General features: G+C 72.2%; 8 protein-coding genes. 1 reads left to right on the forward strand and 7 read right to left on the reverse strand.

All coding sequences use genetic code 11. The features are described from left to right. The first annotated feature begins 85 nt into the window (after positions 1-85). Complete coding sequence (locus IE145_RS28495) at positions 86-2,380, forward strand: FlgD immunoglobulin-like domain containing protein (RefSeq protein ID WP_189528310.1); 2,295 nt, start codon at positions 86-88, stop codon at positions 2,378-2,380. 248 nt (positions 2,381-2,628) lie between these two features. On the opposite strand, the gene IE145_RS28500 is transcribed toward IE145_RS28495, so the two are convergent. The 7 genes from IE145_RS28500 to IE145_RS28530 all read right to left on the reverse strand — a co-directional run bounded on the left by IE145_RS28500 (position 2,629) and on the right by IE145_RS28530 (position 12,821). Then, the gene (locus IE145_RS28500; RefSeq protein ID WP_189528311.1) at positions 2,629-4,008 is read right to left on the reverse strand and encodes a hypothetical protein; all 1,380 of its coding nucleotides are present in this window, start codon (positions 4,006-4,008) and stop codon (positions 2,629-2,631) included. Between the two features lie 57 nt (positions 4,009-4,065). Beyond that, a complete protein-coding gene (locus IE145_RS28505) occupies positions 4,066-7,167 on the reverse strand; it encodes a glycoside hydrolase family 3 N-terminal domain-containing protein (RefSeq protein WP_189528312.1) in 3,102 nt (1,033 codons plus the stop codon). 67 nt (positions 7,168-7,234) lie between these two features. Continuing rightward, a complete protein-coding gene (locus IE145_RS28510; protein WP_189528313.1) occupies positions 7,235-8,650 on the reverse strand; it encodes a GH1 family beta-glucosidase in 1,416 nt (471 codons plus the stop codon). A 32-nt stretch (positions 8,651-8,682) separates the two neighbouring features. After that, the gene (locus tag IE145_RS28515; protein ID WP_189528314.1) at positions 8,683-9,669 is read right to left on the reverse strand and encodes an ABC transporter ATP-binding protein; all 987 of its coding nucleotides are present in this window, start codon (positions 9,667-9,669) and stop codon (positions 8,683-8,685) included. Further along, positions 9,666-10,670, reverse strand: coding sequence for an ABC transporter permease (locus IE145_RS28520; protein ID WP_189528315.1), 1,005 nt, complete (start codon positions 10,668-10,670; stop codon positions 9,666-9,668). The genes IE145_RS28515 and IE145_RS28520 overlap by 4 nt, the downstream gene beginning before the upstream one ends. 61 nt (positions 10,671-10,731) lie before the next feature. After that, on the reverse strand, positions 10,732-11,712 hold the full coding sequence (locus IE145_RS28525) for an ABC transporter permease (protein ID WP_189528316.1): 981 nt from the start codon (positions 11,710-11,712) through the stop codon (positions 10,732-10,734). After that, entirely contained in the window at positions 11,709-12,821 is a 1,113-nt protein-coding gene (locus IE145_RS28530) for an ABC transporter ATP-binding protein (RefSeq protein ID WP_189528317.1), read from the reverse strand. The genes IE145_RS28525 and IE145_RS28530 overlap by 4 nt, the downstream gene beginning before the upstream one ends. Between the last annotated feature and the right edge of the window lie 26 nt (positions 12,822-12,847).

Below are 12,847 nucleotides of genomic sequence, written 5' to 3' on the forward strand. Positions count from 1 at the left end.
TGTGCACAACTCCCCCACATATGAATAAGGTTGATCGCGTTCGCATCGCAGATGCGCACATCGGTCAACTGACAAGGGGGGTCAGGTGTCCCGACACCTGTACACGAACAGCCGCAGCCGGCGTACCGGACGGACCGCAGGAGCGGCCGCCGTGGCGGTGGTCCTGGCGGCCGGGCTCGCCACCGCGCTGCCGGCCACGGCACACGCCACCGGGGAGGGGGAGGCGGCCGAGGTCCTGATACCCGCGCCCGACGCCTTCGGCGAGGGGCCGGAGAAGATCCTGGCGACCGGCAGGTACGGCGTGCTGCACCGCGAGGGCGGCGACTACCTCTGGACGAACTCGTACAACAGACAGACCAGGGTCGTCACCGAGCTGGCGGGCGTGCCGGAGAACCTGCTCGTGGGGGGCCACGACGAGCACAACCGGGCGATCTACACCCAGCAGCGCGCGGACGGCGGGACGGACATCGTCCGGATCGGCATCGAGGACCCGGCCTTCACCCACACCTCCACCGTGCCCGCCCAGTACCGCAATCTCCGCTTCGCGGCCGGCTGGACGATCGCCACCGTCGACAAGGGCGACGGGACGTACGAGATGCGGGTGCCCCGCGGCGGGGACCCGTCGGCGGATCCCCTCGTGCGACTGCCCGCCGGAGCGACCACGGACGCCGTGCCCGTGGTGCTCGGCGGGCAGGGCAGCGAGGTCCTCATCGGCTACCGGCTGGCGGACGGCTCACCGGGCTACGGCATCCTCACCGCGTACGACGGCCGGGTGAAGCCGCTGCCGGTGACCGGTGACGCGAGCAGCTTTCGCATCACCCAGATGAACGTCAGCTGGTTCTCGCGGAACGGCAGCGGGGGTCAGGGCGTCCGGATCCTCCCGCGCAGCGGCACGGGCACGCCCGTGGTCGTCCCGCTGGACACCCGGTCCCCGGACAGCGAGGTCACCGCGTTCGTGGTGCGGGACAGCATCGTCTGGCACGAGGGCCTCGGCGGCGCTCTGCGTCTGACGCCCCACGCCGGCGTGGACACCGAGCGCACGCTCCTGCCCACCGTGGAGTTCGCCCAGCTCCGGGCCGAGGGGTACGGGGGCGTACTGGCCCTGGGCACGGACGCCGACGGCGGCCGGGCCATCCACTCCTTCAGCCAGGACGGCAGCGGAACCGTCTTCGACCTGGTGATGCGGGAGGTGCCCGGGGTCAAGACGGCGGACGGTGAGATCGGGGCGCTGAGCCTCGATCGGGGGCGGCTGCGGTTCGTCAACTCACTGGCCGGGAAGGACACGTTGCACGGCAAGGCGGTCGGGACCGGCCTCGACCCGGTGGAGGGCGAGCGGCTCGCCGACTTCCCCGGTCTCGCGGCGGGCCGGTTCGCCGACGGTACGGACGAGGGCCTGGCCCGGCTGGTCACCGACCCGGCCACCGGCAGGGACGCGCTGGTCACCGGCGACGACCCGGAGCAGCCGTCCGAGGGCCTGGTTCTGCCCGGCACGGGCGGCCGGATCCTCGACACGTCACCGGAGTTCGTGCTGTACGAGGCGGGCGGGCGGCAGTACGTCGTCGACATCGCCCGCGACCTCGTCGTCCGGGACCAGCGGGCACAGGGCGCGGCACTGTCCGGGGACCGGCTGTACAAGTCGGCGCCGGGCAAGCCCGGCACGGTGAACGTCGTCGACCCGCGCGCCGGGCGGGCGGTCGGGAACCATGATCTGGGCGTCGACTGCGTGCCCTCCGAACTCCAGGTCAGCGGCAGCCTCGTGTACTGGAGCTGTGCCTCCCAGGACGCGGCGGGCGTGTACGACACGGCGACCCACCGCGACTACCCCGCCCCGGTGTCCCGGGTCCTGCTCGGCGACCGGTTCCTGGCCGTGCGCGAGGCGTCCGGGGATCTGCGCCTGACCGCCCTGCGGGCCGACGGCTCCACCGCCGGCCTGGGCACCGTCACGGGTCTCAAGCCGTCCACGGACGACGACGGGCGCGGCACCACCTGGACCCTGGACCCGGCAGCGGGCAAGCTCGCCTGGGTCGGGACCGACGACACCATCCACGTCACCGCCCCGCAGCAGGCCGTCTCCCCGCTGGGCGTCACGCACCTCGCCGTTCCCGCCACCGCGGCGGGTGCGTGGCACGCCGCCTGGTGGCTGTCCAGGCCGGCCGCGTCCTGGAAGGTGACACTGGTGCGCCGCTCGACCGGTGAGACCGTCCGCACCTGGACGGGCGAGGACACGCGCAGCACGGTACGGGTCGACTGGGACGGTACGTCCGGCTCCGGCGATCCGGTTCCGGAGGGCGGCTACACCTGGCGGCTGACCGCCGCACCGGCGGACGGATCGGGCGACGACGTCACGGCGTCGGGCACCCTGCGGGTCACGGCGGGCTGAGCGGGTAAGGCCCGGGGGCGGCTGTCCGCCGCCCCCGGGGCCCCGTGAGCCCCGGACCCCGGGCCCCGGCTGAGGGGATCGACCGGAACCCGGGGCGCTGAGGGAAGACCGTGGCACCGGGGCGGCTGCAAAGACCCCTGGGGCCAGGGCGGCTGCAAAGGTTCCTGGCGCCGCGGCGGCTGCAAAGGTTCCTGGCGCCGGGGCGGCTGCAACGGTCCCTGGGGCGGGGGCCCGGGCCTCCGAGGGTCTCAGAACCCTCCGCCGTCGAAGCCGCCCCCGAAGCCTCCGCCGTCGCCGAAGCCGCCTCCACCGAAGCCGGAGGAGTCGAAGTCGGAGCCGGAGAAGTCGCCACCGCCCCAGTCGCCGCCCGCGCCGCCGTCGCCGAAGTCACCGCCGCCGTACTCGGAGGCGTACGCCGGGGTGGCGAGCATCGAGCCGAGCATGGTGCCGACGAGGAGGCCGGGGAGCAGGCCGCCGCCGAAGTAGCCGCCCGCCCAGGGGCCGTACGCCGGGCCCGCCTCCCAGTACGGGCGGCGGTTGCCGTCACCGACGTCGACCGTCCGGCTCATGGGGTCCTCGCCCCGGCTGAGGCGGACCTCGTCCGCGCCGCAGACCGGGACCTCGCGGGCCGCGCCGCCGGACGGGGTCCAGAGCACGTCGGTGACCGAGGGACCGTGGCGCGGGTCGAAGAAGCACGGCGGGCGGCGGGCGGGGATCGCCCTGCCGGTGCGGCGGGCCTCCAGGACCGCGAGGGAGTGGCGGCCGTCCTCCAGGGACTGGGTGACCCCGCGCACGTCCGAGGGGTGCGTGGCCCGGTCCATCCTGGTCTTGGCGCTCTCGTAGGAGTCCAGGGCCCGTTCGTAGTCGGCGCGCATGGTGTCGTCCGCGCCCTTCTCGGCCGGGTGGAAGTCCAGGCGTTCCAGGGTTTCGCCGTACGCGGTGATGTCCTCGTCGACGACCACCCGGAGCTTTTCGAGCGCGATGCGCTCCTCTTCCTCCTTGCGGCGCTTGTTGCGGCGGGAGATCGCGTACGCGCCGGCGCCGCCCGCCGCGACGAGTGCGCCGAGCGTGATCAGGCCGCCGACCGGGGTCCCGGGCCCGTCCGCCGCACCTCCGCCGCCGGACCAGGAGGCGGGGGCGGTGCCCCGGGCCTGTTCGACGGCGCGGTCGACGAAGGCGTTGAGCTGGGCGTCGGCGTTGCCGGCGGTGGTGGGGTTCTCCACGGCGGCGGTGAGGTTCTCGACCGCCCGGACCGGCATGACCTGCGGGTCCGCGCCCGCGTCGAAGCCGTCGCCGAGGCGGATGGCGTAGACGCCGGTGATGCCGGTGTCGCTGCGCAGGGTCCGGAGGAGGCCTTCCTCGGGGAAGGCGGGGGTATCGGGGAGGACGGCGACGAAGACCGGCTTGCCGGCGTTCGTGATCTTGTTCTCCAGGGCCTTCTCGTCAGCGACGGAGAGCTGATCACGGGCGCCCGGGTCCACGTACACCGGGTCGTCGCGCAGGGCCTGGGCGGCGTCCTGGACGGTGGCGGCCGGGGCCGCCGACGCGGGAGAGGTCAGGGCGAGAGCCGCCGCTGCGAAGATGAGCAGCAGGCCCGCCAGCAGCGCGGGGAAGAGCCTTTTCCTCATACTTCACGCTACTCCAGGCGGGCGACGAACGCCGTCGCCCGCCCGGAGAGCGGGTGCCTACGCGGCCCGGTAGGCCGTGCGCAGCTTGGCCACCGCGCCCGTCAGATCGCCCTTGAGCAGCAGGTGGTCCGCCTCCGCGAAGGGCCCCGCGACCGCCTGGCCGAACGTCCCGCCGATCTTCTGCTGGACCAGCAGCCGGGCCTGGTCCACGATCGCCTTGCCCGCCGGGGTCTTCCCCAGCTTCGCCTTCTCGGCGACCTGGGCGGCCACGGCGAGGGCCGTGAGGGTCAGCTCACCGCCGGCCGGGGGCTTCTTCAGGGTGGTCAGGCCCCAGCCGTACGGGAACTGCGGGTCGTATGTCCGGTCCCCCACGTTGATCGGGAGCTGGGCCTGTGACTTCGGCCAGGTCACCGGGAGCTGCCCGGTGAAGGCGCGCTTGCCGTAGAGCACGTCGGCCACCCCGTCGCCCTCGGAGCCGGGCAGCCAGGAGGCCACCAGGGCGTTGATCTTCCCGAGCTGGTCGCCGATGAGCTGCGGGCGGCCCGAGACGATGAGGACCGCGCACTTCATCGCCGCGCAGACCTTGTCGACCGCCGCCTTGTCGGCCGCCGTCAGCTCCAGGTCGTGGCCGTTGCCGACGTCCCCGATGCCTTCGGCGTACGGGGTCTCGCCGACGACCACCACACCGACGTCGTAGCCGTCCGTGGCGGCCGAGGCGTCGCGGGAGTACGTGACGGAGTCGGGGTCCTCCGCCGCCTTCCTCATCCCCTCCAGGATGGTCGTGCCCGGGGTGATGCTGCCGGAGGAGCCCTGCCAGCTGATCGTCCAGCCGCCGGCCTGGTTGCCGATGTCGTCGGCGTTGGACCCGGCGACGTACACCTTCTGGTTCGGTTCGAGAGGCAGGACCGCCCCGTCGTTCTTCAGCAGTACCTGGGACTTCGCGACCGCCTCCCGGGCCACCGCGCGGTGTTCGGTCGAGCCGACCTTGCCGAGGTGAGTGGTGTCCGCGTACGGCTTCTCGAAGAGGCCCAGGCGGAACTTCTGGGTGAGGATGCGGGCGACCGCGTCATCGATACGGGCCTCGCTGATCCGGCCCGCCGTCACCTCGTCCTTGAGCGTCTTGGTGAAGTCCTGGTACGCCGTCGGGACCATGATCATGTCGAGTCCGGCGTTGACGGAGGTACGGACGTCGCTCGGGTAGTCGCCGGGGATCTGGTCGATGGCCTGCCAGTCGCTGATGACGAAGCCCTCGAAGCCCATCCGGTCCTTGAGGACGCCGTTGATCATCTCGGCGTTGGCGTGCATCTTCACCGGGCCCTGACCGTCGCCCAGGATGTCGAGGGAGGAGTACGAGGGCATGATCGTGCCGACGCCCCGCTTCACCGACTCCTCGAACGGCGACAGGTGCACCGCCTCCAGCTCCTGGCGGGTGACCTTGGTGATGCCCTGGTCGGTCGTGTACGAGCCGGTGGTGGAGGAGCCGAATTCGGTGCCGCCGTCGCCGACGAAGTGCTTGGCGCTGCCGAGCACCTTGTCGTTGCGGTGCAGGTCTCTGCCGGACGGGCTGCCCTGCATGCCCTGGATGACCGTCTCCATGGCCTCGACGAGGGCCGGGTCCTCGCCGAATGCCTCGTACGACCGGCCCCAGCGCTCGTCGCGGGTGACGCAGACGCAGGGGGCGAAGTCCCACGGGACGCCGGTGGCGCGGACTTCCTTCGCGGTGATCGCACCCGTCTTCTCGGCGCTCCTCGGGTCGCGGCCCGCGCCGATGCCGATGTTGTGCGGCATGATCGTCGCGCCGACGACGTTGTTGTGGCCGTGCACCGCGTCCACGCCGTAGATCAGCGGGATCTGGAAGCGGGTGGCCTGGGCGCGCAGCTGGTAGGCGTCGACCATCTTGGCCCAGGCGGCCGCCGTGTTCGGGGTGGGGACCGAGCCGCCGCCGGAGAGCAGCGAGCCGAGGTCGTAGGCGGCGATGTCACCGGGGGCGCGGAGCGCGTTGCGCTCGGCCTGGGTCATCTGGCCGGCCTTCTCGGCGAGCGAGAGGCGTCCCAGCAGGTCGGCGACCCGCTGCTTCACCGGCAGCTTGGCGTTCTGGTAGGGGAGTCCGTGGGCGTCGATGACGACCTGCGGGTTCTCCCGGGGGGCCTTCGCGCCGGTGACGGTCAGCTCCAGCGGGATCGTCTTCGCCTCGGCGGGCTTCGACGCCTTCGCCGTGCGGACGGTGACCTTGTGGGTGGTGCCGGACGCGGTGCCCGCCGGGAAGGTGTGGCTGCCGGTGACCGGGGTGTAGTCCTTGCCGGCCTCCGCCGTGCCGCCCTTGGTGGTGTACGCGACGGTGACCGGCTCCTCGGTGGGGACGGAGCCGGTGGTGGCGACGGAGAGCGTCAGCTCGGCGGTCGCGCCGTTCCTCACCGGGCGTACGGCCGTGTCGGTGACCACGCTCGCGGTGAGTGCCGGCTCCGCCTTGCCGTACAGCTCGACCGCGTCCAGCGCGAATTCGCCGGGCGCTCCACCGGGGAGGGTGAGGGCGTAGCCCCACATCTCGTTCAGGCCGAGGACCTGGTCGATGCCGCCGACGGGCTGGTAGTCGGCCCGGTAGACGAAGTCCGCGAAGGGGATCTCGACGAGGTGCCAGCCCTCCCAGTCGTCGGTGAAGGAGGTCGTCCACAGTTCGGACGCGCCGCCGTTGGCGCCGCCGTCCTTGATCTCGAAGTTGACGCGCTTGCCCGAACCGGGCGGCAGGGGTGCGGTGTTCTGGCCGTACCACCAGAAGCGGATGCCCTTGTGGGCGGTCCAGTTCTGCGGCGGGGTGTCCACGGCGAACTCATGGCTGAACCCGCCGTAGGCGCTGATGTCGTAGGAGCCTTCGAGGACCTGCTCGCCCTCGGGGGCGTCCGCGCGTTCGGCCAGTTCGAGCTGCGGGTGGTCGTCCGCGTCGCCGCCCCAGGTGAAGATGGCGTCGGCGGGCGGGGTGTTGCCGAGCGGCACCTCGCCCTCGAAGCGGTCGATGAGGACGGGGGCGGGTTCGTCGGCCGCGGCCGCGGGGCCGGTGGCCGATCCGGCGAGCAGGGTGGCCAGGACGGCCGCGGCGGCGAAGGCGGCCGTCGCGGGTCTGCTTCTGCCCTTGCGGGGGCGGGTGTGCGGAATGCGGGGCATCTGTGGGAGCGCTCTCTTTCCGGTGTCGGGGGTGCCGGGCGTTGTTACGGATCAGAGGGGCGGGGTGTCAAGCGGTGTCGGCGTCGCGGGTGAGGCGGATCGTGTCGCGGTACCACTTGGCGCTGTCCTTGAGCGTGCGGGTCTGGGTGTCGTAGTCGACGCGGACGATGCCGAACCGCTTGGCGTAGCCGTAGGCCCACTCGAAGTTGTCCATCAGCGACCAGGCGAAGTAGCCCCGGACGTCGGCCCCTTGGGCACGGGCCGCGACGACCGCGTCGATGTGGTCGGCGAGGTAGGCCGTGCGGTCGGCGTCGGGGACGGAGCCGTCGGCGGCGACGGTGTCGTCGAAGGCCGCGCCGTTCTCCGTGATGACGGTCGGCAGCCCGTAGTCGCGCTCCAGCCGCACCAGCAGGTGGGTGAGTTCGGTCGGGGTGATCTCCCAGTCCATCGCGGTGCGCGGCAGGTCGCGGTCCACGGCCCGGACGACCGGGAGTCCTTCGGCGTCGAGCGGTGAGCCGTCCTCGGTGACGCCGGAGAACTGCATGCCCCGGTAGAAGTTGACGCCGAGCACGTCGAGCGGGGCGGCGATGGCGGCGAGATCGCCTTCCTGGACCGGGAGTTCGATGTGCTGGGCGGCCAGGTCGGCGACGATGTCCTCGGGGTAGCGGCCGTGGACGAGCGGGTCGAGGTAGAGCCGGGTGCCCATGCCGTCGGCGCGGCGGCACGCCTCGCGGTCGGCCTCGCTGCCGGTCTCCGGAGTCGCCGTGCCGAGGTTGAGGGTGATGCCCAGCTCCAGCGGGTTGCTCCCGGCCGCCTCGCGCAGCGCACCGGCGGCGAGGCCGTGGCCCAGGAGCAGATGGTGGACGGCGGCCATGGCGTCGCCCGGGTCGCGGCGGCCGGGGGCGTGGAGCCCGTAGGCGTAACCGAGCATCGCCGAGCACCAGGGCTCGTTGAGCGTGGTCCAGTGCTCGACCCGGTCGCCGAGGGCCTCGTACGCGAGGGAGGCGTACTCCGCGAAGCGCAGGGCGGTGTCGCGCGCGGGCCAGCCGCCCGCGTCCTCCAGCTCCTGCGGCAGGTCCCAGTGGTAGAGCGTGATCCAGGGGGTGACGCCGCGTCCCTGGAGTTCGTCGACCAGCCGCTTGTAGAAGTCCAGCCCCTTCCGGTTGGCGGAGCCCCGGCCGCCCGGCTGGATGCGGGGCCAGGCGAGCGAGAAGCGGTAGGTGTCCACGCCCAGGCCCGCGATCAGCTCCACGTCCTCGGGCATCCGGTGGTAGTGGTCGCAGGCCACGTCACCGTGCTCGCCGCCCTCCACCGCCCCGGGGACCCGGCAGAAGGTGTCCCAGATGGACGGGGTGCGGCCGTCCTCGGCGGCGGCCCCCTCGATCTGGTACGAGGAGGTGGCGACGCCCCAGCGGAAGTCGGCGGGGAGCCCGCGTACCGGGGCCGGGACGAGGCTTCGCTGAGGGGTGGTGGCGAGGTTCATCGGTCTCCGTACGTGGCAGGGGAGGGGCCGGGTCAGGCGTGCAGATGGCAGGCGACCGTCCGGCCGGGGCTGTCGGCGGGCGGGGCGAGCGGCGGGATCCGCCCGGCGCACGGGGCGAAGGCCTTGCCGCAGCGCGGGTGGAAGGCGCAGCCGGTGGGCATCGCGGAGAGGTGCGGCGGGGAGCCGGGGATGCCGGTCAGTTCGCGGCGCGGGCCGTGGAGCGCGGGGAAGGAGTGGAGGAGCCCGTCGCTGTAGGGGTGGCGGGGGTCGCGGTAGATCTCCGCCGCGCCCGCCTGCTCCACGATGCGGCCCCCGTACATGATCGCGATCCGGTCCGAGAATTCGATCAGGAGGGAGATGTCGTGGGTGATGAACACGACCGAGAAGTTGAGCTGTTCCCTCAACTGGACGAGCCGTCGCAGGATCTGCCGTTGCATGACGACGTCGAGCGCGGTGGTCGGCTCGTCCATGATGACGATCTCGGGTTCCAGGGCGAGCGCCATGGCGATCATCACGCGCTGGCGCATCCCGCCGGACAGCTGGTGCGGGTAGGCGGCGAGCCGGTCGGCGGAGATGCCGACGAGCTCCAGCAACTCCTTGGCTCGGTCCGTGCGTTGGCGCTTCTTCAGCTCGGGGCGGTGGGCGGCGAGGACGTCGGTGAGCTGACTGTGGACGGTGTGCACGGGGTTGAGGGAGTTCATCGCCCCCTGGAAGACGATGGACAGCTCCTGCCAGCGGAAGGCGCGCAGCTCCCGCGGGGCGAGGGAGAGGATGTCGACGCGGTCGCCGCCGGGGCGGTGGTAGTGGACCTCTCCCCCGGTGATGACGCCGGGCGGGGACAGGAGCCGGGTCACGGCGTAGGCGAGCGTCGACTTGCCGGAGCCCGACTCCCCGGCCAGGCCGAGGACTTCGCCCCGGTTCAGGGTGAGGTCGATGTCGCGCAGGGCGTGGACGGCGCCCGCGTCGGTGCCGTAGTCGACGTTGAGTCCGCTGATGGTCAGGACCGGCTCGGCGCTCATGGGCGCGGCTCCTTGCTGCTGTGCTCGCGGGGTCCGTCGCCGGTGGACTTCCGGGCGACCGGGGTGAAGCCGACGCGCATCCTCACCTTCCGGGAGGAGCCGGTGGCGGTGCGCAGGCGGGGGTTGACGAACTCGTCGATGCCGAAGTTGATGAGGGCGAGCGCGGTGCCCAGCAGGGCGATGCACAGGCCGGCCGGGACGAACCACCACCAGGCTCCCTGGGCGAGGGCCTGGTTGGACTGGGCCCAGAAGAGGACGGTGCCCCAGTTCCAGTGGGAGATGTCGGCGACGCCGATGAAGGCGAGGGTGATCTCGGTGAGGACGGCGAAGATGACCGTGCCGACGAAGCCGGAGGCGATGACGGCGGTGAGGTTCGGCAGGATCTCGAAGAGGATGATGCGCGGGGTCGACTCGCCCGTGGCGCGGGCGGCCTCCACGTAGTCGCGGCGGCGCAGCGACAGGGTCTGGGCGCGCAGGATCCGCGATCCCCAGGCCCAGGAGGTCAGGGCGATGGCGACGGCGATGACGAGGTCGCCGGTGTCGGGGACGAAGCTGGCGACGATGATGATCAGCGGGAGTCCGGGCAGCACCAGGAAGATGTTGGAGAGCGCGGAGAGGATCTCGTCGACCGCTCCGCCGAGGAATCCGGCGCTGACCCCGATCAGGACGGACAGCGCGGTGGCGATGGCGGCGGCGAGCAGTCCGACGACGAGGACGCCCCGGGTGCCGACGAGGATCTGCGAGAAGACGTCCTGCCCGGTGTGCGTGGTGCCGAACCAGTGGTCGGCGGAGGGCGGTTGGAGGAGCTGGTCGCTCATGGCGTCGGGGTCGTAGGGGGCGAGCCAGGGCCCGGCGATGGCCAGCAGGACGAAGAACGCCAGGATGATCAGGCCGGTGCGGGTCTTCCCGCCGCGCAGGAACCGGAGCCGGGCCCGGCGGGTGGGGGCCGTGGGCGGGGGCGCGTCGTCGAGGGCGGCGACGTCGGTGGCGGTGATGGACATGGGGCCTCAGGCCTTCCGGATACGGGGGCGGGCGGCGCGGACGCGGGTGGTGGGCACGGGGCTACGCCTCCTTCCGGGTACGGGGGTCGAGGGCGGCGTAGACGAGGTCGGCGAGCAGGTTCGCGGCGAGGACGGAGAGCGTGATGATGAGGAAGACGCCCTGCATCAGCGGGTAGTCCTTGGCGCCGACCGCCTGGAGCAGCTGGAAGCCGATGCCCGGGTAGGTGAAGACCATCTCGACGAGCAGGGTGCCGCCGACGATGAAGCCGAGGGAGAGGGCGAAGCCGGAGATGTTGGGGAGGACCGCGTTGCGGGCGGCGTAGCCGAACATCACGCGCCGCTCGGAGAGCCCCTTGGCCTGGGCGACCATCACGTAGTCCTCGGAGGAGACGGTGACCATCATGTTCCGCATGCCGAGGATCCAGCCGGCGACCGCGCTGAGGACGATCGTCACGCCGGGCAGCACCGCGTGGTAGAGGGCGCTGGAGACGAACGGCCAGTCGAAGGCCGGGACGAGCGCGTTGTCGTAGCCGCCGGAGTTGGGGAACAGCGCCCACTTCTCGGCGAACACGGCGATGGCGACGAGACCCAGCCAGAAGTAGGGGATGGAGGAGATGAAGGTGGTGACGGGCAGCAGCCCGTCCAGCCACGAGCCGCGCTTCCAGCCGCTGTAGACGCCGATGCCGGTGCCGAGGACGAAGCTGATGAGCGTGGTGGTGCCGACCAGGGCCAGCGTCCAGGGCAGGGACTGGCCGATGACCTCGCTGACCGGGGTGGGGAAGAAGGTGAAGGAGAGGCCGAGGTCGCCGTCGAGGAGGTGGGCCCAGTAGTCGGTGTACTGCTGCCACATCGACTGCTGCTCGTCGAGGCCGAAGAGGGCCTTGAGCGAGTCGATGGCCTTGGTGTCGAGCTGCCCCTGGTAGCGGCTGAGGAGGGCCTGTACGGGATCGCCCGGCATGAGCCGGGGGATGAGGAAGTTGATGGTGATCGCGGCCCACGCGGTGACGGCGTAGAACGCGAGGCGCTGGAGGAGGTACTTCACCGGGTGGCCTCCTTCGCAACCGTGCGGACCGCCACCGGTTCCGTGCCGTTCGCGGCCGCCCCCTCGTACAGCCAGCAGGCGGCCCACTGGCCCTGTGGCAGGTCGAAGCGCGGTGGCAGTTCGGTGCGGCAGCGCTCCATCGCCTGCGGGCAGCGGGGGTGGAAGCGGCAGCCGGCGGGCGGGGTGATCAGGGAGGGCGGTTCGCCGGTGCCGGTCTCCTCCTGTTCCTCGTCGGCGGCGATCCGGTCCGGGTCGGGCGCGGAGGCGATCAGCAGCTGGGTGTAGGGGTGGGCGGGGTGCTGGGTGACGCGTTCGCTGTCGCCGCCCTCGACGATCCGGCCCGCGTACATGACGAGGGTGGTGTCGGCGAAGTAGCGGGCCGAGGCGATGTCGTGGGTGATGTAGAGGATCGCGAGGTGGAGGCGTTCCTTGAGGTCGCGCAGGAGGTTGAGGACGCCGAGCCGGATCGACACGTCGAGCATCGAGACGGGTTCGTCGGCGAGGAGGACCTGCGGGTCGGCGCCGAGCGCCCGGGCGATGGCGACGCGCTGGCGCTGCCCGCCCGACAGTTCGTGCGGGAACTTGTCCAGGAACTGCTGCGGCGGGGTCAGCTGGACCCTGCCCAGCAGGGCGGCCAGGTTCTCCTCCAGCTCCGCCTTCCCGTTGCCCGCCCGGCCGTGGATCTTCAGGGCGCGGGTCAGGTGGTAGCGCACGGTGTGCACCGGGTTCAGCGAGGCGAAGGGGTCCTGGAAGATCAGCTGGACCCGGCGGACGTAACGGCGGAAGGACCGGCCACGACCGGCGGCCACCGGCTGGCCGCCGAGCCGTATCTCACCCGAGGTGAGCGGATAGAGCTGGGCGAGCAGGCGGGCGACGGTGGACTTGCCCGAGCCGGACTCCCCCACCAGAGCCGTGACGGTGCCGCGTCTCAGCCGGAGCGAGACGTCGTCGACGGCGTGGACGCTGCGGCGCTCGCGGGCGAACAGGTCGCGTGCGGTGCGGCGCAGGGGAAAGTGCTTGGTGACTCCGCGCGCTTCCAGCACCACGTCGGTGCCGGTGGGCGCGGGCTCGGAGCCGGTCCGCGCGTGCTCGGGCTGATCGCTGGTCATGGCCGGTTTCCCGTCTTCTTCCCGTC

It is taken from the genome of Streptomyces sindenensis (assembly GCF_014649035.1).
In the GTDB taxonomy this organism is placed as follows: domain Bacteria; phylum Actinomycetota; class Actinomycetes; order Streptomycetales; family Streptomycetaceae; genus Streptomyces; species Streptomyces sindenensis.